22 protein-coding genes are annotated in these 21960 nt (G+C 57.6%); all 22 read left to right on the forward strand.

The features are described from left to right. Positions 1-17 precede the first annotated feature (17 nt). Positions 18-818, forward strand: a complete 801-nt coding sequence (locus A3709_RS18815; protein WP_066058173.1) for a CoA-transferase subunit beta — start codon at positions 18-20, stop codon at positions 816-818. A gap of 3 nt (positions 819-821) precedes the next feature. Further along, positions 822-1886, forward strand: coding sequence for a nitronate monooxygenase family protein (locus tag A3709_RS18820; RefSeq protein WP_066058176.1), 1065 nt, complete (start codon positions 822-824; stop codon positions 1884-1886). A 12-nt stretch (positions 1887-1898) separates the two neighbouring features. Continuing rightward, positions 1899-2654 carry an enoyl-CoA hydratase family protein gene (locus A3709_RS18825; protein WP_066058179.1) on the forward strand — a complete coding sequence of 252 codons (756 nt, stop codon included), beginning with the start codon at positions 1899-1901 and terminating at the stop codon, positions 2652-2654. A 9-nt stretch (positions 2655-2663) separates the two neighbouring features. Continuing rightward, complete coding sequence (locus tag A3709_RS18830; RefSeq protein ID WP_066058182.1) at positions 2664-3830, forward strand: acyl-CoA dehydrogenase; 1167 nt, start codon at positions 2664-2666, stop codon at positions 3828-3830. Positions 3831-3833: 3 nt separating this feature from the next. After that, on the forward strand, positions 3834-4880 hold the full coding sequence (locus tag A3709_RS18835) for an acyl-CoA dehydrogenase family protein (protein ID WP_066058185.1): 1047 nt from the start codon (positions 3834-3836) through the stop codon (positions 4878-4880). Positions 4881-4895: 15 nt separating this feature from the next. Further along, the gene (locus tag A3709_RS18840) at positions 4896-6044 is read left to right on the forward strand and encodes an acetyl-CoA C-acetyltransferase (protein WP_066058188.1); all 1149 of its coding nucleotides are present in this window, start codon (positions 4896-4898) and stop codon (positions 6042-6044) included. Positions 6045-6058: 14 nt separating this feature from the next. Continuing rightward, positions 6059-6946 carry an SDR family oxidoreductase gene (locus tag A3709_RS18845; protein ID WP_066058190.1) on the forward strand — a complete coding sequence of 296 codons (888 nt, stop codon included), beginning with the start codon at positions 6059-6061 and terminating at the stop codon, positions 6944-6946. Between the two features lie 74 nt (positions 6947-7020). Further along, positions 7021-8193 (forward strand): acyl-CoA dehydrogenase family protein, encoded by a 1173-nt coding sequence (locus A3709_RS18850; RefSeq protein ID WP_066058193.1) that lies wholly within the window; start codon positions 7021-7023, stop codon positions 8191-8193. Next, positions 8190-9392, forward strand: coding sequence for an acyl-CoA dehydrogenase family protein (locus A3709_RS18855; protein WP_066058196.1), 1203 nt, complete (start codon positions 8190-8192; stop codon positions 9390-9392). Before A3709_RS18850 ends, A3709_RS18855 begins: the two co-directional genes overlap by 4 nt. After that, positions 9389-10180 carry an SDR family oxidoreductase gene (locus A3709_RS18860; protein ID WP_066058199.1) on the forward strand — a complete coding sequence of 264 codons (792 nt, stop codon included), beginning with the start codon at positions 9389-9391 and terminating at the stop codon, positions 10178-10180. The genes A3709_RS18855 and A3709_RS18860 overlap by 4 nt, the downstream gene beginning before the upstream one ends. A 26-nt stretch (positions 10181-10206) precedes the next feature. After that, the gene (locus A3709_RS18865; protein ID WP_066058202.1) at positions 10207-11409 is read left to right on the forward strand and encodes an acetyl-CoA C-acyltransferase; all 1203 of its coding nucleotides are present in this window, start codon (positions 10207-10209) and stop codon (positions 11407-11409) included. A 106-nt stretch (positions 11410-11515) separates the two neighbouring features. Beyond that, positions 11516-13252 carry a type II secretion system ATPase GspE gene (gspE, locus tag A3709_RS18870; RefSeq protein ID WP_066058205.1) on the forward strand — a complete coding sequence of 579 codons (1737 nt, stop codon included), beginning with the start codon at positions 11516-11518 and terminating at the stop codon, positions 13250-13252. A gap of 3 nt (positions 13253-13255) precedes the next feature. Continuing rightward, the gene (locus A3709_RS18875; protein ID WP_066058208.1) at positions 13256-14464 is read left to right on the forward strand and encodes a type II secretion system F family protein; all 1209 of its coding nucleotides are present in this window, start codon (positions 13256-13258) and stop codon (positions 14462-14464) included. 11 nt (positions 14465-14475) lie between these two features. Next, a complete protein-coding gene (gene gspG, locus A3709_RS18880) occupies positions 14476-14919 on the forward strand; it encodes a type II secretion system major pseudopilin GspG (protein WP_082850217.1) in 444 nt (147 codons plus the stop codon). 23 nt (positions 14920-14942) lie between these two features. Continuing rightward, on the forward strand, positions 14943-15407 hold the full coding sequence (locus A3709_RS18885) for a Tfp pilus assembly protein FimT/FimU (RefSeq protein ID WP_066058211.1): 465 nt from the start codon (positions 14943-14945) through the stop codon (positions 15405-15407). Beyond that, positions 15397-15774 carry a prepilin-type N-terminal cleavage/methylation domain-containing protein gene (locus tag A3709_RS18890; RefSeq protein WP_082850218.1) on the forward strand — a complete coding sequence of 126 codons (378 nt, stop codon included), beginning with the start codon at positions 15397-15399 and terminating at the stop codon, positions 15772-15774. Before A3709_RS18885 ends, A3709_RS18890 begins: the two co-directional genes overlap by 11 nt. After that, the gene (locus A3709_RS18895; RefSeq protein WP_066058214.1) at positions 15771-16376 is read left to right on the forward strand and encodes a prepilin-type N-terminal cleavage/methylation domain-containing protein; all 606 of its coding nucleotides are present in this window, start codon (positions 15771-15773) and stop codon (positions 16374-16376) included. Before A3709_RS18890 ends, A3709_RS18895 begins: the two co-directional genes overlap by 4 nt. Beyond that, entirely contained in the window at positions 16373-17230 is an 858-nt protein-coding gene (locus A3709_RS18900; RefSeq protein ID WP_066058217.1) for a general secretion pathway protein GspK, read from the forward strand. The genes A3709_RS18895 and A3709_RS18900 overlap by 4 nt, the downstream gene beginning before the upstream one ends. A 13-nt stretch (positions 17231-17243) precedes the next feature. Then, a complete protein-coding gene (locus A3709_RS18905; RefSeq protein ID WP_066058220.1) occupies positions 17244-18254 on the forward strand; it encodes a PilN domain-containing protein in 1011 nt (336 codons plus the stop codon). 11 nt (positions 18255-18265) lie between these two features. Beyond that, on the forward strand, positions 18266-18823 hold the full coding sequence (gene gspM, locus A3709_RS18910) for a type II secretion system protein GspM (protein ID WP_169843887.1): 558 nt from the start codon (positions 18266-18268) through the stop codon (positions 18821-18823). After that, a complete protein-coding gene (locus A3709_RS18915) occupies positions 18820-19524 on the forward strand; it encodes a hypothetical protein (protein WP_066058223.1) in 705 nt (234 codons plus the stop codon). Before gspM ends, A3709_RS18915 begins: the two co-directional genes overlap by 4 nt. Positions 19525-19553: 29 nt before the next feature. Further along, positions 19554-21749: a type II secretion system secretin GspD gene (gene gspD, locus A3709_RS18920; protein WP_066058226.1), complete on the forward strand. Its 2196-nt coding sequence runs from the start codon at positions 19554-19556 to the stop codon at positions 21747-21749. Positions 21750-21960: the final 211 nt, after the last annotated feature.

Raw genomic sequence — 21960 nt, forward strand, 5'->3', positions numbered from 1 at the left:
TCGGCGAGGAGATCAACATGACTGTAGCAAGTGATTACACCCTGGCCGAACTCTGCATCGTAGCGGCGAGCAAGGCTTTTGCCGATGAGGGCGAGGTTCTCGCGACCGGTATCGGCGTGATTCCCCGCCTGGCCGCGAGCCTGACGATGAAAACCACCAACCCCGACCTGATGATGACGGATTCAGAGGCCTGGATGCTCAGCGAGCCCAATCCGATTGGCAAGCGCGGCGAACACCATATGCAAGCCAACGAGAGTTGGATGGGCTTTTCCCGCATTTTTGACAACGTCTGGAGCGGCAAGCGTCACGCCATGCTCGGCCCCACCCAGATCGACAAGCACGGCCAGACCAATACATCTGCGCTGGGCGGCACCTATGAGGCGCCCAAGGTGATGATGCTGGGCGCCCGTGGATTCCCGGGTAATTCAATCTCTCACCCCAACAGCTTCTTTGTGCCCAGCCACAATACCCGCGTGTTCATGGACGGCGAGTGCGATTTCGTTTCCTCCATCGGCTACAACCCCGAGCGCCTGCCCAAGGGCCACAGCCTGGACGATATCGATATCCGCCTGATTGTGACCGACCTGTGTGTTATGGATTTTGGTGGGCCGGATCACCAGATTCGCCTGGTATCCCTGCATCCCGGCGTCACCGCCGAGCAGGTGCAGGAAAACACGGCGTATGCCGTGCATATCGAAGGCGACATTCCCACCACCGAAGCGCCCACTGAGGAGCAGCTGGCGATCATCGCGCAAATGGACCCGCACAATCAGCGCGCTTACCAGATCAAGGACAATCCTCCGGGCGTTCGGAGCTAGGCCATGCTGCAAACGCGACTGACAGAACTGCTGGGCTGCCAATATCCCATCGTGCAAACCGCGATGGGGTGGGTGGCTGATCCACGCCTGGTAGCCGGTAGCTGTAATGCCGGTGGCTTTGGTTTTCTCGCCGGGGCGACGATTCCCGCCGACGAAATGGAGCGCGATATCCTGCGGGTCAAGGAGCTGACCGACAAGCCCTTTGGTGTGAACTTCCATATGTATCAGCCGAATGCGGCTGAGATCGTGGATATGGTGATACGCCACGGCGTGAAGGCAGTCAGTTATTCGCGCTCACCGGGCCCGGACATGATTGCCAGGCTCAAGGACGCGGGCGTTATCTGTATGCCTACAGTCGGTCTGCCCAAGCACGCCATCAAGGCGGTGGAGCTCGGGGCTGATGTGGTCACCGTGCAGGGCGGTGAGGGTGGCGGCCATACCGGTGCCATTCCCACCACATTGCTGATTCCCCAGATTGTGGATGCGGTGGGCGACAAGGTGCCTGTGGTCGCAGCCGGTGGCTTCAAGGACGGCCGTGGCCTGACGGCAGCGCTGTCCTGGGGCGCCGATGGTATTGCCATGGGAACACGCTTCCTGATGACAGAGGAGAGCCCGGTTCCCCGGGAGACACTGCAGCGCTATATCGATTGTCGCAACCCCGGCGAGATTATTGTCTCTAAAGCCATGGATGGGTTGCCGCAACGCATGATCATGAATGAGTTGCTCACTGATCTTGAGAAAGCCGGGCCATTTAAAAAGCTGATGATAGCCCTGCGCAATGGTCTCGCGTTTCGCGAGCATACCGGCGCCACGGTCACCAGTCTGCTGAAGTCTGCCTGGCAAATGCATAACGATTCAGATCTCAGCACGGCCCAGGCAATGATGTCGGCCAACGCCCCGATGATTATTCAGAAAGCCATGGTTGAGGGACACCCCTCTGAGGGTGTGCTGCCCTCCGGCCAGGTGGCCGGCGTGATTGACGAACTGCTCAGCTGTGAAGAGCTGATTCATTCCATTGTGAGCCAAGCCGAAGCGCGCCTCACAGCGCTCGCCCAGCGTGTTCAATAACAGGAGCTGAAGATGTCCAAGCCCTTTAATACCAGTATCGAGAACGGCATTGCCGAAATGATTCTGGATCATCCCCCCGTCAATGCCTTTGACAGCGCAGGCTGGTTTGCGATTGCCGACGAGATCGACGCACTGGGCGTTAACGATGATGTTCGCGTGATTATTATCGGCTCTGCCAGCAAAGGTTTTTGTGCCGGCGTTGATATCAAGGAACTTGCCGCCGACGGCAGCAAGATCGTTGATGTGAACAAGGGGAATTACGAAACTTTTCGCGCGATTCATCGCAACCCCAAGCCGGTCATCGTTGCGCTACACAATTTTGTGCTCGGCGGTGGTATCGGCATGGCGGGCGCTGCGGACATCATTGTCTGCTCCGAATGTGCGCGCTTTGGTGTGCCTGAGATTGATCGCGGTGCCATGGGCGGTGGCGCTCATCTTCAGCGCATGTTCCCCGTACAAAAAGTGCGCTACATGTATTTCACCGGTGAATTTATTGATGCGCAGGAGGCCTATCGCCTCGGTGCGGTCGAGAAGGTAGTTCCCCTTGAGGAATTGCTGCCCAACGCACGGGAGATTGCCGCAAAAATTGCCGACAAATCCCCCGCCATGGTCCGGCTCGCCAAAGAGGCGCTGACCGGTATCGAGGATGGCAATCTGGAAGACAAGTATCGTTGGGAGCAGGGCTTCACGCTCGAGGCCTACACGATGGGCGATTCGCAGGAATCACGCGACGCCTTTGTTGAGAAGCGCGACGCGAAATTCGATTGAGAGTAAAGAATGGACCTGAATTTTACTGAAGAGCAAAACGCATTTCGTGAAGAAGTGCGTAGCTGGCTGGCGGCCAATGTGCCGGCGCAGCCGCTGACAACCTTTGATACAGCCGAGGGCTTCGCGCAGCACCGCGAGTGGGAGGCCAAACTGAACGAAGGCCGCTGGGGCATGGTGACCTGGCCTGAAGAACTGGGCGGCCGCAGCTGCGACCTGATCGAGTGGCTGATTTTCGAAGAAGAATACTACAAGGCGCGCGCGCCGCTGCGAGTGAACCAGAACGGTATTTTTCTGCTCGGCCCTACCCTGATGGAGTACGGCACCGAAGAACAAAAGGCGCGCATTCTGCCGAAGATGGCGACCGGTGAAGAGGTCTGGGCCCAGGGTTGGTCTGAGCCCAATGCTGGATCAGACATGGCGGCTATTCGCTCCACTGCGCGCCTGGAAGGGGATAAGTACATTATCAACGGCCAGAAAACCTGGTCTACCCGGGCGGTCTGGGCTGACTGGTGTTTTGGTATGTTCCGCACCGATCCTGATTCGGAACGTCATCGCGGTTTGACGTTTATTCTGGTGCCGCTGGATTCACCGGGTATTACGGTGCGGCCCATCCCCCAGCTGGACGGCCTGCCGGGTTTTGCAGAAATATTCTTTGATAACGTGGAAGTGGATGTTTCCAATCGCCTCGGTGACGAGGGCGCTGGCTGGAGTGTGGCTATGGCGACCGCAGGTTTTGAACGCGGCTTGATGTTGCGCTCTCCTGCGCGGTTCCAGGAAACCGCCCGTCGCCTGGTAGAACTCTACAAGGAAAATCGCGCCTCGGCGGATCGCGATCCGTCGGTGAAGGGTGCCGTGTTGCGTGCCTACATGGACGCAGAGAGCTATTGCCTCACCACCTATCAAACTGCCTGTCGCCTGAACAAAGGCGGCAAAATTGGTGCAGAGTCCTCAACGAACAAGATCTTCTGGTCTGAGCTCGATCAAAACATGCACGCGACTGCTATGAGCATTCTCGGTGCCCGGGCAGAGCTCTTGCCACATGCGCCAGATGCGCAAGGGGTGGGTACCTGGTTGGATGGGTGGCTGTTTTCCCAGTCCGGTCCCATTTATGCCGGGACTAACGAAGTCCAGAGAAACATTATTGCCGAGCGCATGCTCGGTATGCCGAGGAAGTAAGTCATGGATTTCACTTTTAGCGAAGATCAATTGCTGTTCCAGGATTCCGTGCGCGACTTTCTAGTCAACGAAATTACGCCTGAGCGCATTCGCTCAAGCTGGGATACCGAGACGGGTCGCAGCCAGGAGCTATGGGCGCAGCTCGCGGAGTTGGGTCTGACGGGGCTTACTGTCCCGGAAGCCTTCGGTGGGCTGGGCATGAGCGAACTCGATTTCGTATTGTTGGCACAGGAGTGCGGCTACGTGGCCCTGCCGGAGCCGCTGGTTAACAGTGTGCTTGTAGCGGTGCCGCTCCTGAAGACCATCGGTGGCGACCTGGCGGAACAATGGTTGCCACAGGTGGCCACTGGCGAGGCGCGGGTTGTTGCCGGTATTGAGCAAAATTTGCTGGCGGAAGACGCACATGTGGCTGACCTGGTGCTGTGGTACACAGAAGGTAGCTGGTATGCGCTGACCCAGGAGCAGATGACGCTACAACACAACGAGTCGGTTGACCCCTCACGCAGGCTATTCAGTGTGAGTGTGAATAGCGACGTCGATGCGGTGGCAAATGGCGAACAGGCAGCGACGCTGCTGGAAGCTGCTCTCAATCGTGGGGCGCTCGGCGCCGCGGCGCAAGCGCTTGGTCTGGCCCAGCGCATGATCGATATCTCTGTTCAATATACCAGCGAGCGGCAGCAGTTCGGCAAGGCCATCGGTACCTTTCAGGCTGTCAAACATCACATGGCCAATGTTGCTGTGCGCCTTGAATATGCCAAGGCGCCAGTGCATCGCGCGGCTTACAGCATTGCTCATGGCGAAGCCGTTGCAGCCCATGCGGTGTCGCAGGCCAAACTGGTGGCCTGTGAGGCGGCCAATCTTGCTGCCAAGAACTGTATTCAGGTGCATGGGGCCATGGGTTACACCTGGGAAGTTGATCTGCATATCTTTATGAAAAAAGCTTGGGCAATGGCCAATACCTGGGGCGACGCTGCGTATCACAAAGAGCGCGTGGCAGAACACATTTTTGCGGACGGTGCGGCACTCGGTGCCGACGGCACGCTCGGCTAAGTAAGGAGATTAGAAATGGCAGATGCTTATATTGTAGATGCGGTGCGTTCACCTACCGGGCGACGCAAGGGCGGGCTGGCTCACGTGCATGGCGCCGACCTGGGCGCGCATGTGCTCAAGACACTGGTAGCGCGCAACAGTATTCCCGACGATGAGTATGACGATGTGATGTTTGGCTGTGTCGACACGATCGGGCCGCTGGCGGGCGATATTGCCCGTACCTGCTGGTTGGCTGCCGGTCTTTCCGATGTGGTGCCGGGAACCACGATTGATCGTCAGTGTGGTTCGTCACAGCAGGCTGTGCATTTCGCCGCACAGGCCATTATGGCCGGCATGAACGATGTTGTGATTGCCGGCGGTGTGCAAACCATGACGCAGATTCCGATCTCGTCTGCGATGATCGCGGCTGAGCCGCTGGGCTTCAGCGATCCTTTCACCGGTTCCAAGGGCTGGGTAGAGCGCTACGGCGATGTACCCCCGACCCAGTTCCGCTCGGCGCAGATGATAGCGGACAAGTGGGAGTTGTCGCGCGAAGATCTCGAAGTCTATTCGCTTGAATCCCACACCCGTGCGCTGAAGGCAATTAAAGAAGGTCGCTTTGATCGCGAGATCGCGCCGCTGGAAGGGGTGACCATGGACGAGACACCGCGCGAATCCACCCTCGAGAAAATGGCGGAGCTGGGCTATCTGTTTGGCTGCGACAAGGTCACTGCGGGTGTGTCCAGCCAGACCTGCGATGGATCTTCCGCCATGTTGATCGTGTCAGAAGAGGCGCTTAAGCGCTACAACCTGACCCCTCGTGCACGTATCGCGCATATGAGTGTGCGCGCTGCGGATCCTATCTGGATGCTGACTGCGCCGATTCCCGCCACGGAATACGCTTTGAAAAAGACCGGCATGAGCATGAGCGATATCGATCGTGTGGAAATCAATGAGGCGTTTGCCTCTGTGGCCATGGCCTGGCTGAAGGAAACCGGTTACGACCACGAAAAAACCAATGTGAATGGCGGTGCGATTGCCCTTGGTCATCCGCTGGGTGCCACGGGAACCAAGCTGATGACCACATTGCTGCACGAACTCGAGCGCAGCGGTGGTAAGTACGGCCTGCAAACCATGTGTGAAGGGGGTGGTCAGGCCAACGTCACCATCCTGGAAAGATTGTAAGAAGGAATAGATTGATGAGTGGAATTCTCGAAGGACGCGTCGCGATTGTCACTGGTGCTGGTGGCGGCCTGGGTGCTGCCCACGCAAAGGTCTTTGCCAGCGAAGGCTGCGCCGTGATCGTTAACGACATTAACACTGATGCCGCTCAGGCGGTTGTCGATGACATCGTTGCCGCTGGCGGCAGGGCGGAGGTCAACAGCTCCGACATTACTCACTACGACGACAGCCTTAACGCTATCAAGCAGGCTATCGACAGCTTTGGCGGCCTGCACATTGTGCTTAACAACGCCGGCATCAACCGCGACCGTATGTTCGCCTCCATGACCGAGGCAGAGTGGGACGCGATTATGAGTGTGCACCTCAAGGGGCATTTCTGCATGAGCTCGCATGCTGTGCACTACTGGCGCGGTCAGGCCAAAGAAGGCAATACCGTTGATGCTCGCATTATCAATACCACTTCAGGGGCCGGTCTTCAGGGCTCTATCGGTCAGTCTAACTACGCAGCCGCCAAGGCGGGTATTGCCGCGCTGACCTTGAACCAGGCTGCGGAGCTGGGACGTTATGGTATTACAGCGAATGCGATCGCGCCCTCTGCGCGTACTGGCATGACCACCGCAGTGCCGGAAATGGCCGAGCGCATGAAGAAGCCCGACGACGGCAGCTTTGACCACTTCGCACCTGAGAATGTTTCCAACCTGCTGGCCTGGCTGGCATCGCCCGCCGCGGCGAACGTGTCCGGTCGTGTATTTGAAGCTGAGGGTGGCCGCATTTGTATCTGCGACGGCTGGCGCACAACCGACGGCGTCGATCGTGGCGCTGCCTGGGCGCCCGCCGAGATCGGCGAGGCGATGGAAGAGCTGCTGGCCAAGGAATCCCCCGCGCAAAAAGTCTGGGGTACCTGATCCAAAAATGGGGGACAGACCCCATTTTTTTTAGAGCAAAAAACGGGGTCTGTCCCCCCATTTAGAGAACGACGATGGAATTTGCATTTACTGAAGAGCAGGAAATGATCCGCGATACCGCGGAGGCTTTCCTTGCTGAGGTGTCTACCAGCGAGGCTGTGCGTTCAGCGATGGCCACTGAAGCCGGTTATGACGCCGAGCTATGGCAGCGTATCTGTGGCGAAATGTACTGGCAGGCTATTCACATTCCCGAAGAGTACGGGGGTATGGGGCTGGGGTATGTCGAAGTCGTTGCGATGATGGAACAAATGGGCCGCTACCTGCTGTGCTCGCCATTTTTTGCCACGGTCTGCCAGGGAGCGAATGCGTTACTGCTGGCCGGCAGCGATGAGCAAAAAACGCATTGGCTGGGCAAGCTTTGTGAAGGTGGGCTCACAGCCACCATCGCCAGCAATGGTGGCGTAGCAAGTTGGGGGCCGGAGTCGGTGACAGCCACCTGGCGACGCGATGGCGATGCCTATGTTCTTGATGGCAGCTATCGCTATGTGATCGACGGCCATACAGCACAGTTGATTGTGGTCGCTGCTCGTGAAGTAGGCAGTGAGGAAGAAAGCGGTATCAGTCTTTTCCTGTTGCCCGCAGATACCCCGGGACTGAGCCGGGAATGGCTGCCCACCATGGACCAGACACGCAAGCAGGCGGCACTGTCTTTGGATGGCGTGCGCCTCGAAGCCGATGCCCTGCTGGGCGACGCCGGCTCTGGTTGGGCAGTGCTGAGCCAGGTGCAGGATTTGGCGGCCATTGCGCTCGCGGCAGAGCAGGTTGGTGGCTGCCAGCAGTTGCTCGACAGCGCGGTTGAATACACCAGTGAGCGGGTCCAGTTTGGCCGTACCATTGCCAGCTTCCAGGCCGTGAAGCACAAGGCTGCTGACATGATGCTGCTGACCGAAGTAGCGCGCTCGGCGATTTACTACGCCGCCTGTGTTGCACAGGAGGCACTGCAAGGCACAGAGCTGGCTGCGGAGTTGCCCGAGGCGGCGAGCGTGGTTAAGTCCTATTGTTCCGATGCCTACTTCGCTATCGCCGGTGACACGCTGCAGTTGCATGGCGGTGTTGGTTTTACCTGGGAATACGACGTGCACCTGTATTTCAAGCGAGCGAAGTCGTCCGAACAGTTCTTGGGTAATGGTACGCAGCATCGCGAGCGCCTGGCCGCACAACTGCTGGACGCGGAGGACGCGGCATGAAACTGAGTTTTAGCCCGGAAGATGAAAAGTTCCGTGAAGAGATTGCTGGCTGGTTGAGCCAGAACCTGACCGGTGAGTTTGAGAAACTGAAGTATCGCGGCGGCCCTGGTGATGAGCACATGTATCCGCAAGAGCGTCAGGGCTGGGAAAAGAAACTAGCCGAGGGCGGCTGGACCTGCGTGGGTTGGCCCGAGGAGCACGGCGGTCGCGGCTGCAGTATCGAGCAGCAGGTCATCTTTTTTGAAGAGTATGCCCGCGCCGGTGCGCCGGGCCGCGTCGGACACATTGGCGAAGGATTGGCCGGTCCTACCATTATTGCCTTTGGTACCGAAGAGCAGAAACGTAAGTACCTGCCAGGTATTGTGGCCGGTACTGAGCTGTGGTGTCAGGGATACTCGGAACCGAGTGCCGGTTCAGACCTGGCAAACGTGAAAACCAAGGCCCGCTTTGACCAAGCAAAGGGCAAGTGGATTATCAATGGACAGAAGGTGTGGACCTCATTGGCGCACGAGTCCGACTACTGTTTCGTCATCGCCCGAACAGACCCGGATTCTGTGGCGCACAAGGGCCTGGGCTTCTTCCTCATCAAAATGGATCAGCCGGGAATCGATGTTCGTCCTATTGAGCAAATCACGGGCACCTCCGAATTCAACGAAGTGTTTTTTGACGACGCCGAATGCGACGCCACGGATATAGTTGGCGCGCCCGGCGAGGGCTGGAAGGTGGCCATGGGGCTGCTCGGCTTTGAGCGTGGCGTCTCCACCCTGGGCCAGCAAATGCAATTCCAGAACGAGCTGGATGAAGTCGTCAAAGTTGCGAAATCCAATGGCGCCGCCAGTGACCCTGTGATTCGCCAGCGAATTGCCAAGGCACACGCTGAACTCAAGATCATGCGCTACAACGCCATGCGTATGTTGTCGGGCCAAAGTGGCTCAGATGGTTCGCTGCAGAAAGAAGCGCTGATATACAAGTTGTTCTGGGCTACGTGGCACCGCAGTCTGGGTGAACTCGCTATGGATGTGATGGGCCCTGAATGTGAGATTCTGGAGGGCGGCCCGTATGAGCTGAGTCGCCTGCAGTCCATGTATCTGTTTGTGCGCTCCGACACGATTTATGGCGGCACCAATCAGATCCAGAGAAATATTATCGCCGAGCGCGGTTTGGGCATGCCCAAGGAACCAAAGGGAAAAGCAGTATGAGTCTTAAAAAGCCGGAGTATGTCCCCGGGCATGGCCTGATCAAAGGTAAGTCTGTACTGATTACCGCAGCAGCCGGTGCTGGTATTGGTTTTTCTGCTGCAACCAAGGCCGCAGAGGAGGGCGCTCGCGCCATTGTGCTGAGCGATATCCACGAGGGGCGCCTGGAAGCAGCGGTCGAAAAGCTCAAGCAGGATACAGGTCTGACCGAGGTTTATGGCAAGACCGGTAACGTCGCCGTAGAAGAGGATGTACAGGCGCTGGTCGATTTTGCCGAGGAAACACTCGGCGGGGTTGATATCCTGATTAACAACGCCGGCCTAGGCACGTCAAAGCTGCTGATCGACATGGAAGACGACGAGTGGCACAAGGTGATTGACGTCACGCTTAACGGCACCATGCGGATGACGCGTTACATGATGAAGGTGATGAAGGCCCGGGACGACGGCGGTGTTATCGTTAACAACGCTTCGGTGCTGGGTTGGCGGGCACAAAAAGAGCAGGCGCATTACGCCGCGGCCAAAGCCGGTGTTATGGCACTGACTCGCTGCGCCGCGCTGGAAGCTGCAGAGTTTGACGTGCGGATTAACGCTGTATCGCCGTCGATTGTATTGCATCCCATGCTGCGTAAGTCAGCCTCCGAGGAACTTCTCGAGGAGCTTGAGTCCAAAGAGGCCTACGGTCGCGCAGCAGAGGCCTGGGAAGTCGCCAATGTCATGATGTTCCTGGCTTCCGATTATTCAAGTTATATGACTGGCGAGATTGTCTCTGTGTCCAGTCAGCGTTCCTGATCCATTTATCTCAAGGGGAGAAAACCATGAGAGATGCAGCTATCGTATCCACCGCCCGCACCGGCCTGGCGAAATCATTCCGCGGTGGTTTTAACAACACTGAAGCGCCGGCCATGGGTGGTCACGTCGTGCGCGCTGCCCTAAAGCGGGCCGGTATCGAGGCCGCTGAAGTCGACGATTGTATTTTCGGTGCCGCCGCTCAGCAGGGTACCCAGGGCTACAACATTGGCCGCCTGTGCGGCGTTGCCGGTGGCCTGCCTGAAACAGTGGCAGGGATGTCCATGGACCGCCAGTGTTCCTCCGGCCTGATGTCGATCGCCACTGCCGCCAAGAGCATTATGTGCAATGAGTACGACATTGCTGTCGCCGGTGGTGTGGAGTCCATCTCGCTGGTTCAGACCAAGCACAAGAATACTTACAAGGCGGTCTCTGAGACTGTTACCGCTATCGACCCCACGGCCTACATGCCGATGCTGGAAACCGCTGAGGTGGTCAGCGATCGCTACGGCATCAGCCGCGAGTCCCAGGATGAGTACTCGTTGCAGAGCCAGCAGCGCGTTGCCGCTGCCCAGGAAGCCGGCCTGTTTGCCGATGAAATTGTGCCTATGAATGCCACCATGGCCGTGTTCAATCGCGAGACCAAGGAGACGACCTTCCAGGAAACGGTGGTGGACCGTGATGACTGCAACCGCCCCAGTACGACTCTGGAAAGCCTGGCTTCATTGGAGCCGGTCTTCAAGGATGGCCAATGGGTGAAAGAAGGCCGCTTTATTACGGCGGGTAACGCCTCCCAGCTCTCCGATGGCGCCTCAGCCTGTGTAGTTATGGACAGCAAACTGGCTCAGCAGAAGGGGCTGGCCCCACTGGGTATTTATCGTGGTCTGGCGGTGGCTGGCTGCAAATCCGACGAGATGGGCATCGGTCCTGTGTTCGCCGTACCCAAATTGCTCAAACGCCACGGCCTGAGCATTAATGACATTGATCTGTGGGAACTTAATGAGGCGTTTGCTTGTCAGGTTATCTACAGTCGTGACCAGTTGGGCATTGACAATGACAAGCTGAACGTGAATGGCGGCTCTATTGCTATCGGCCACCCCTTCGGCATGAGCGGGGCGCGTATGGTCGGTCACGCCCTGATCGAAGGTAAGCGCCGCGGAGCAAAATACGTGGTTGTCACCATGTGTATTGGTGGTGGCATGGGTGCTGCAGGCTTGTTCGAGGTCGCCTGATACCTCCCATTGTCATTGCATCTACTGCTACAATGGCGGCTATTCCATCCGGGGTGGCCGCTTTCCGGTCGCGCTGATGAAATTTTAAACAGCTGCCTGGAGCACAATGAAAAAAATCGGCGAATTGCTGGTAGAGCAGGGAAAACTATCAGAGCGCGATGTAGAGCGGGCACTGCTCGCCCAGAGTGAAATGGGCGAAATGTTTGGCCAGGTCCTGGTCAAACTCGGCCTGGTATCTGAGCTCGACTTTGCCAATGTGCTCTCGACCCAGATTGACATCCCCCTGCTCAGCGCCTCGGATTACCCCGAGGAACCCGTGCAACTGGACGCGCTCGCCCAGGATTTCATGTTCAGCCACCACGTGGTGCCGCTGGCAAAAAGCGATGCCGGCGTCAGCTTCGCCGCGGCTGTTCCCCAGGACCCGTTCCTGGCGAAGGCGCTGCGTATGGCACTTGATTGCCCGGTCGACATATCCCTGGGGCTGGAATCTGACATCAACCGTGCCCTGCAGCTGTATTTGCAGCAGGACGAGAGTGAAGATGAGGTCTTCGACCAGTTTGGCGGGCAGAGTGACGATGAATTTATCGAGCACCTGAAGGATCTCGCCAGTGAAGCACCGGTCATTCGTCTGGTGAACCAGATTATCCACCGGGCCGTGGACATGCAGGCCTCGGATATCCATATTGAACCCTTCGAAGACGGGCTGCATCTGCGCTACCGCATTGATGGCGTTCTGCAGGATCACCCGGATCCCCCAGCTGCCAATCTGTCTGCCGCGATCGCATCCCGTATCAAGCTGCTGTCACATATGAATATTGCCGAGCAGCGCTTGCCCCAGGACGGCCGGATTATGACTCGCGTCAAAGGCCACGAACTGGACCTGCGTGTCTCCACTATTCCCACCGTGCATGGCGAGAGCATCGTCATGCGTGTGCTTGATCGCGAGAGTATTCGCCTGAGCCTGCCCGACATGGGCTTCTCGGAAGATACGCTGAGTAAGTATCAGGATTTGCTGGCCCGCCCCCATGGGGTATTGCTCGTGACCGGTCCGACCGGCTCAGGTAAGACCACAACGCTTTACGCCTCGCTGGCATCACTGGATTCCGATCGGCTCAAGATCATCACGGTTGAAGACCCGGTCGAATACCAGTTGCAGGGGGTGAATCAGATACAGGTTCAGGCCCAGATTGAACTCACCTTCGCGCGGGCGCTGCGAGCTATTCTGCGTCAGGACCCGGACATCATCATGATTGGTGAAATGCGCGATACTGAGACAGCACAAATCGGCGTGCAGTCTGCGCTTACCGGTCACCTGGTGCTCTCTACGCTGCACACCAACACCGCGGCAGGTGCCATTACTCGCCTCGAGGACATGGGGGTTGAACGATATCTGATTACCTCGTCAGTCAATGGGGTACTTGCGCAGCGCCTGGTGCGGACTCTGTGCAGTCACTGTAAGGAAGAAGTGCCTCTGGGCAGTGCGGACATGGAGGCGTCGGGGATTGCCGCATTCCTCGAGCCTGGCCAGAAAACGGTGTATCAGGCGGTGGGTTGCGATCACTGCATGCACACCGGTTACTCCGGCCGGACCTCTATTCACGAGCTGTTCTCCCTGGACGATGAAATGCACCGGGTCATTATGATGGGCGCCGACGCAACCACGCTGCATGCGGCGGCACGACGCCAGGGTATGTATACGCTGTATGAAGACGGCCTGCGCAAAGTGGCGAAAGGGCTCACATCTATGGAAGAGGTGCTGCGTGTCACCCAGGATCAGAGCGATGATGTTGTCGAGGACGTCGCCGCTGTCGAGAGCCTGGATGTCGAGCAGGCGGTGATTTAAGCGGTGGCAACCTATAGTTACAAGGCGGTCGGACGCGACGGCAAGCCTCGCGATGGCCTCGTAGAAGCCGATGGCCTGGAGCTGGCGTCACGCCAGTTGCGAGCCCAGGGCCTGACCCTGCTCAAGCTTGAAGCCGGCGACAAACTGGCAGGTTCCGCCAAGAAAGTAGCGACCAAGCCCCCTGGCAGGCAGGAAGTCCTGTCGATGACAACCGAACTGGCGGTGCTGTTGCGCGCCGGCCTGCCGCTGGATCGCGCCCTCAAGGTGCTGATTGATATGGCGTCGCATCCTGCCATGGAAGCCCTGCTGCAGGATTTGCTCAAAAACGTGAAGGGTGGTAAGCCGCTCAGTGCCGCGCTTGAGCCACACGAGAGTGTCTTCGGGTCGTTTTACATCAGTATGGTGCGAGCGGGCGAGGCCAGCGGTCAGCTGTCTGCGGTGCTCGATCGTCTGGTCGAATATCTGGAAAACGCCAAGGCCAATCGCGACAGCGTCATTTCTGCACTTATTTATCCCACTATTCTGCTGGTGGTTGCCGTGCTGTCTGTAGTGCTCATGCTCGGCTTTGTTGTGCCCCAGTTTGAGGCCCTGTTCGAGGATATGGGCGACGCATTGCCGTTACTCACCCAGTGGGTGCTTGCGGGGGCCGACTTTATCAAGTCCTGGGGGTGGTTGCTGGCGCTATTGGTTGTCGGTGGCGGTATAGCGTTTCGCAACTGGGCCACTTCTGATGCGGGCAAGATGTCGCTGGATGAGCGGATGTTAAAATTACCACTGGCTGGCGGGATCGTCTTCGAATTTGAGATGTCGAAGTTCGCTCGAACGGTGGGAACCCTGCTTGGCAATGGGGTGTCGCTGCTGAAAGCAATATCCATCGCGATTGATACCGTCGACAATAGGGTCATGCGCGATTCCCTGCAGGTGCTGCCACCTGCGGTCAAGGGCGGCCAGCGGATGTCGGTAGCCCTGGAAGATTCAGGTAAGTTCACGCCCATGGTGATACAGATGGTGCGGGTGGGCGAGGAATCGGGCAGCCTTGATACGATGTTGCTGGAACTCGCCAAGGTGTTCGATGATCACGTGCAGTCTGGCGTTAAGCGCGGTCTGGCGTTGCTGGAGCCGGTCCTGATTCTCACCATGGGATTTGTCATCGCGATTATTATTATTGCCATTCTAATGGGCATTATGTCGGTCAATAACCTGGCCATTTAGAGGAAAAAAAGATGGAACTGAACAAGCAAGCTCGCCTGGGGCGGCGCCGTCAAAGCGGCTTTACCCTGATGGAACTGCTGGTGGTGCTGGCTATTCTTGGCCTGTTGATGGCGCTGGTAGGCCCCAATGTACTCAACCAGTTGGGCGGGGCAAAAACCAAGACCGCGGGTATCCAGATCAAGGACCTAGAGCAGGCGCTGGAGATGTATAAATTGGACGTCGGCCGTTATCCCTCGACTCAGGAAGGCCTTGAGGCATTGGTGAGCAAGCCCGGCAGCATCACCGGCTGGAATGGCCCCTACCTCAAATCCGACGTGCCCATGGATCCCTGGAATCGTCCCTATAATTACAAGTACCCCGGTGACAACGCCGAGGTCGACATCTTTACCTACGGCGCCAATGGTACGCCGGGCGGTGAAGGTGAAGATCGCGACGTGGGTAACTGGAAGCAATAATCCAAAACCGGCGCCTGGCGGGTATGAACCTCGCGACGAATCGCAATCCGGGCGCTGGTTTCACCATGGTGGAGCTGCTGGTGGCTATCGCCATCGTCGGCCTGCTCATGGCAGTGTCGGTACCTGCCACACTTAATTTCTACGAATCTGTTCAATATCGTCAGGCGGTGCGTGACGTCATCACCACGTTGGGTACCGCTCGCCAGCGCGCCCTCGATACCGGCCAGGCGCTGGATGTTGCGTTTGACCCGGAGCGGATGACCTTTGGCCTCGGCGATGACCAGCGACCGCTGCCCGAAGGCTTTAATCTCGGGGTATCTACCGCGGCCGAGGTCAATCGCAAGGGCATTGGCATTATCCGTTTCTATCCAGAAGGCAATTCCAGTGGCGGCGATGTCGTGCTTGAGTCGCCCACCGGGCGCGGCGTAAGAATCTCAGTGGACTGGCTGCTTGGTGGTGTGAGTCAGGAGACGTTTGATGCGCCCTGATGCACGCGGTTTTTCGCTGCTGGAAATGCTGGTGGCGATCGTCATTTTGTCGCTGTCGTTGGGCGCACTTTATCAGGCCGCCACGGGCGCTACGCGCAATGTCCGTACTGCAGAACGCTATGCCTATGGGGTGGAGTTGGCGCGCTCGCTTTTGGCGCAAAATGCGCAGGTGCCCGCCAGTGGCGTCGGCGAAGCCGGTGAAACTGCGAGCGGATATCGCTGGGAAGTGAGTAGCGAATTGCGCGAGCAGGCGCGTGGTAGTCGGATGCGCGCTCAGCTTCATGATCTGAAGGTCGTTGTTACTTGGGCGGATGGCAGTAAGACTCGGCAAATTGTTCTCGATTCTGTGGTCGAGGCTTATCGATGACCACTTCACCGCACCGAGCAAAGGGTTTCACCCTGGTGGAAGTCATGGTGGCTATCAGCATTTTGTCGCTGGTGATGCTGGCCGTTGTGACTGGATTGCGCACGCTGGGAAATACCCAGGTAGCACTGGAGCGAAAGACGCAACGCGTCGATGAAATTCGTACGCTCAGCGGCTTTTTGCGCGATCTGATGGAGTCCGCCGTGGTGGGTGAAGAGAGAGGTGGCCTCACGCTGGGTGGTGGTGGTCGTGACTCAACTTATTTCCGCCTCCGTGATGGTGGCGTTGAATGGAAGTCGACCATTCTCTTTGGTGAGGCTTATGGTGGGTCACATGTTGTGCGACTGGCGCTTGAGGGCGACGAATTGGTCTTGCGTTGGGCAGAGCCGACTGAAACCGGCGATGCCCCCGATAAGTGGGATGAAAGCCCATCGCGAGGTTTGTTGGCTGGGGTAGAGGAATTTACTTTGGCTTTTCGCCCTGAATTCAAGGAGGACTGGGTTGATCGCTGGGACGAGGAAAACGTGGCCCCGGCACTGGTGAGGTTGAACATCAAGTCCGGCGGTCGATACTGGCCACCGCTGATCATGCAGGTGCAGCGATGAAAAGGCAGCAGGCGGGTGTCGCGCTGGCCTTGGTGGTCTGGTTTCTGGCGGGCATGTCCCTGCTGGTCGCAGGGATTGTGTCGATAGCAAGGGTGGACGCCGGCATGACCCAGTTACATCTGGCCCGAGCCAAGGCCGTCGCTGTAGGGGATGGGGCAATCTCTCTGGCAATGGTTGAACTTACCCAGAATCGCACGGGCAGCGCAATGCAACCGGTTGTGACGCAGAGCAGTCATTCGCTCGGCGATGTGCAGGTCCAGGTGCAGTTGATTCCCTCGAATGGTCTCGTCAATCTCAACAATGCACCGGATAAAATTCTCGCGGGGCTGTTCGCGATCGGCGGTGCGATTGACCCCAGCGATGCGCAAATACTGGCAGACAATGTGGTAAAGTGGCGCCAGCCAAAGGTGACTGGTCGTAATCTGCGCGTTGCCAGCGCAAAGCGTTTCTATGCGCCCGAAGATTTGCTGCGGGTAGACGGGGTTACACGTGGCCTACTGGATTCCATTCGAGATTATGTCGTGGTCGGGCCCTGGGCCTCTGGTGGGATAGATTGGAACTCCTCACCTGAGGCGATCATGGGCTTTCTTGATGATGTGAATCCAGGGCGCGCCAAAATGCTCCGGGACAGACGTGAAAATTTGGCACGAACGGACGGCGCAAACGCGGGTCTCGGGAGAGGTGGAAGAGCAGACTCTTACCGTGCAGACGCTCTGGTAGAGTATGGTGGTCGTACCTGGTTGCGGCGCCGCTGGATTAGTATGACTCCCGGCAATAAGTCGGCTCTGCCGTGGCGCGTGGTGCGTACCGAACCTCCCAGAGTGGTGGAGGCAGGGATACGGGATAGAGAATAAATGAGACGGATTGATGTTTGAGTCGGAACAGAATTGGGAACTGTTCGGCTACGATATGCGCAACGTGGGGCGGCATTTCAGTGCTGCCTGGCGAGATTTTCTATGGGCGTATGATTCTCCTGTAAGACACCGGTTGGATGAAGCGGTGCGCCTGCAGTCAGCAGATGGCGTGTCCTTCTATCAAGCCGGCGACGTCTGTGATGATGTTTCCGCCCAATGTAGCGCGGTACTGTTGCCCGACGACCTGGTGCTCGATCGGTTGCTGCGCATGCCGCTGGCCGTTGAGAGTGAGCTGCCGTCTGTCATCGCCCTCGAAGTCAACGCCAACAGCCCTTTCTCCGCCGACGATACCGCCTATGGCTGGCGTGTTGTGGGCCGTGACGAGCAGAATTTGCAGGTGGCTCTGGCGATTGTTTCCCGCAGTGCTGCCATGACTTATGTGGCTCAGCAATATGGCAGTCACGATCCTCACGCCCAGGAACTCTGGGTGAATAGCAACGGGGTTAAAGTGGTGATCGAAGGCTTTGGCGAAGGTAAGCGACTGGAGCGCTATCGTCGCCGGCTGTTGCGGGTCAGTGGTTTGCTCGGTGGCGCAGCAATGGTGTTTTTGTTGGCTATCGCGATATCGGCGGGTCTTAAGAATATCGAGCTGGGCGCTGTTCAGGAAATTGCCCAGACAACCCAGCGCGACACAGCCAATGCCTCGCAAATGCGCGCTGCCCTGGGGCAGGCCAACGAGGCTATTGCTGTTATCAATGAGTTGCAGATTGCCCATCCGAGTGCACATTTGGAGCTGGCGCGCTTAACGGCACTGGTCGGCGATGACGCCTATATTGAACGGTTTTCGATGAACGGGACGATTATTGATCTGCGGGGCCGGGCCGTCGATGCCTCGAGCCTCATGCAGTTGCTCACGGAGCAGGGCGTTTACCGCTCTGTATCAGCCGCCAGCCCTATTCGCCGCGCACCGGGCCAGGAAAAAGAGCAGTTCCACCTGAAAATCAGCATGGGAGAACCGGGTTAATGATTGCCTGGGTGAAAACACACCAACGCAGTGCGGCTATTTGTGGCGCGACTCTGCTGATACCGGTACTTATCTACCTTAGCCTAGTTTTTGATGCCTGGGGACTTCGCGCCTCCTACCAGGAGGATATTGAGCGCCTGCAACCCCGCATCGCTCGCATGCAGGGCGTACAGGCTTTTGAGGGTGAACTCAGTGCATCGGCAGGAACCGTGCAGGATCAGATTTCCAGCCTCGTTTATCCGCCCACCATCGACGCTGCCTCAGCGGGCGCGTCACTGCAAAAAGATATTCGCCAATTGATGGCCACCGCTGGGCTGACCGTGAGCAATAGCCAGCTGCTGCCGGTGCGGGAAGAAGAAAAGTTTGATTACATCAGTCTGAAATTGACGGTGGCCGGAGAAATGCCTGCTTTTGATGCAGCGCTGGCTTCACTGATGGAATTCTCCCCGCGGGTGACGTTGGCGATGCTCGATACCTGGCCCACACGCCAGCGCCGTAGTAAAGGGGCGCCACAGGCTCAACAGGTGACGGCCACCATTGAGCTGGTCGCGCTGAGGGCGTTGCTATGATGTCTTTGCGACAGCGGTATTCGGTTGCCCAGGAGCCCCTGCGCAGTGAGCGGCGTGCAGAGCTGGTATTGTTGGTCAGCGCGGCTGTGCTGCTGCTGTTGTTGATCTGGGGTGGCTACCGAGCGGTGTCGCCAGCCCTGGCTGCGCCCATTCCGCCCTCCAGTGATTCACTGCTGGTTACTCCCGTCAGCGATGCTGGTGAACCGACACTTGAGCAACGTAAAGAAATTCAAGCCCGCCCCCTGTTCTGGGAGAGTCGGGCGCCGCTGGAACCGGTCGCTATTGAAGTGGTCGAAGAAGCACCGGTTGTCGCTCAGGCAAAGCCACTTAAGGGCGTAACGCTCAAGGGTGTCTTCGGCGCTGGCGAGGACGCTGGTATTATTGTTCTGGCCAAGGGCAAGAAACGCCGCCTGATGGTCGGTGACGATGTTAACGGGTGGACACTGGATTCGGTAGAGCCGACCCAGGTACGCCTGGTTGACGGTGCCCGGGAGGCGGTTCTGGAGCTCAAGCGCGGCAAACTCGTGGCGCAGGTGACTGAATCTGCCGGAAACGGTGGTAACAAAAAGAACGCTGCATCCAAAGCAGGGACGCCCCCATCAGAAGGGGGGCGGCAGCGCGCCGCATCTGGCGGAAGCGCTGCGCGATCAAGCCTGGGACTGGGCGGTGGGGACCGCGACAGACAGGGCGATAAGAAGTGAAACAGACTAAAAATCAAAGGCCTATAGGGATGAAAACAGTGAGATATTCTTTGTCGATGTTGCTGGTACTGGCGCTAGCCAGTTGTGCAACCCTCGACGAAAGTGCGGATACGGAGAGCGCTTCGGCGCCTTCGTCCGCCGAGCCCCAATTGGCCACAACGGCCGAGGATCTTGCCGAAGCCGCGGAACTGGAAGAGCAGGAATCCAGCGAAGAAAGAGAAGCGGTCGTTTACAAGGGTACCGATCGAGTGGTCAGGCTGCCCGCCAAGGAGGATGCGGTGCGCTTCCTGGGCGATGATGTCAGCCTGAATTTCGAGCAGGCTCCGCTCTCCGAGGTTACCCATGCCATCATGGGCGATATTCTCAAGCTCGACTACGTCGTGGATCACCAGATCCAGGGTCAGGTGACCCTGCGCACGCGCACGCCGATTCCCCGTAACCAATTGCTGAACGTGCTGGAGTCGCTGCTCAAGGCGAACAACACGATTATGATACGGGACAGCGACGGCCGCTATCTCGTCACGGGTGTCGGGCGTGGTACCAAACTCAATCCCACTGTCTCGAATGCAGGCAACAGCGCAGCCGGCTACTCCACCATTATCGTGCCGCTGCGCTATATCAGTGCCAACAATATGGCTGAAATCCTGCGCCCGGTCGCGGAAGAATCTGCTTTTGTGCGGATCGATACCAGCCGCAATCTGCTGATGCTGGCAGGTACGCGCAGTCAGCTGGATGGCTGGCTAGATATCGTCAGCACCTTTGATGTCGATCAGCTGCAGGGCATGTCAGTGGGTCTCTTCCCGCTGGAGAACTCCAGCGTAGAGGAGGTTAATACGGCCCTGGAGACCCTGCTAACCAGCGAGGGTAGTAACCTCAAGGATCTGATTCGTGTGGTGCCGGTGGAGCGCCTGAACAGTATTCTGATTGTGACGCCACGCTCCCACTATCTCGATACCGTACAGCAGTGGATCAAGCGCCTTGATGAGGCTCACTATTCAGAGCTTTCCTCGCGATTGTTCGTTTACCCCGTTCAGAACACCACGGCCAGCCGCCTTGCTGACCTGATCAATAGCCTCTACATGGGCCAGAGCAGTTCTCGTCAAAACAACCAAGGGGTGGGTGATGCCGGTGGCGTTGCACCTGGGCTGACGTCCGAGAATCTCGGTTCTACCCGCAGTGGCAGCCTCTCAAATAGCAGTTTCCCTACCCGCAGCAGTGCGCGCAATACGGGTAGGAGTGTCGCCGCGACGACCTCCAGTTCCAGTATCTCCATGGACGCCGGTGGCGGTCTGGGCGGCGCAGAGATGGTTGGCGATGTGCGCGTCGTCGCCGATGAAGAAAACAACTCCTTGATGATATTCGCTACCGCAATGCAGTATCGGATTATCGAAGCCGCACTCAAGCAGCTGGATGTGGTGGCGACTCAGGTCATGATTGAGGCAAGCATCGTTGAGGTCAGCCTCACTGACGAGCTCAGCTATGGTCTGGAATGGACCTTTAAGAACAGCCTTGGCAATGATTACAGTGGCACTGGCTTTCTCTCGAGTGTTGACGGGGCAAATTCGCCAGCCTCGATTGTTCCTGGTTTTTCATACACCATCACAAATAGTGCCGCGCAGGTGAGTGCAGTGCTCAACGCCCTGGCGAAGGAAAGTCTGCTAAATATCATTTCCACGCCATCAGTCATGGTGCTGGATAACCACGAGGCCTATATTCATGTGGGCCAGCAGGTTCCGATTGTTGATTCCCAGACAGAGTCGTTGGCAACCGACAATGATCGCGTAACCCAGTCGATATCCTATCGCGACACGGGTGTGAAGCTCACAGTAAAACCGTCGGTTAATGCCGGTGGCCTGGTAACGATGGATGTAGAGCAGTCAGTTACCGATGTTGGCCCGATTGACGATGCCTCCGGCCAGCGCCGCTTTTTGGAGCGCAATATACAGAGCCGGGTCGCTGTCCGCTCAGGTGAGCCAGTGGTGCTGGGTGGGCTGATTCGTGAAAACTCAGGGACTGCGTCGCAAGGTGTTCCATTTCTACATAGCATACCGGTAGTGGGTAGCCTGTTCGGCACCGACACCGACACCACAGACCGTACCGAGCTCCTCGTGATTATCACCCCGAAGGCAATCTACAACGAATCAGAGCTGCGCGACGTCAGTAAAGAGCTGCGTTCGCGGATCCGCAACCTGGATCTCATTGAACCTGAAACCGGGCCGCTGTAAGGCCCTGAGGGTAAATTGGTATTTTTTACACATCGGCGATTATCGCGCTCATGCGGCGATGATCGCCACCGTTTCTTCGGGCTTAGTCACTAATTTGCGGTGGACGAAAGCCGCGGGTGATCCGCGCCGATTCACGTCTATGCCCCATAACTGTGCACGGTCAGCGTTGGGTATGCACTGCTCACATATCATTTTTTTATTTCATCGCGTA

This window comes from Halioglobus sp. HI00S01, from assembly GCF_001635445.1.
Taxonomy (GTDB): Bacteria; Pseudomonadota; Gammaproteobacteria; order Pseudomonadales; family Halieaceae; genus Halioglobus; species Halioglobus japonicus.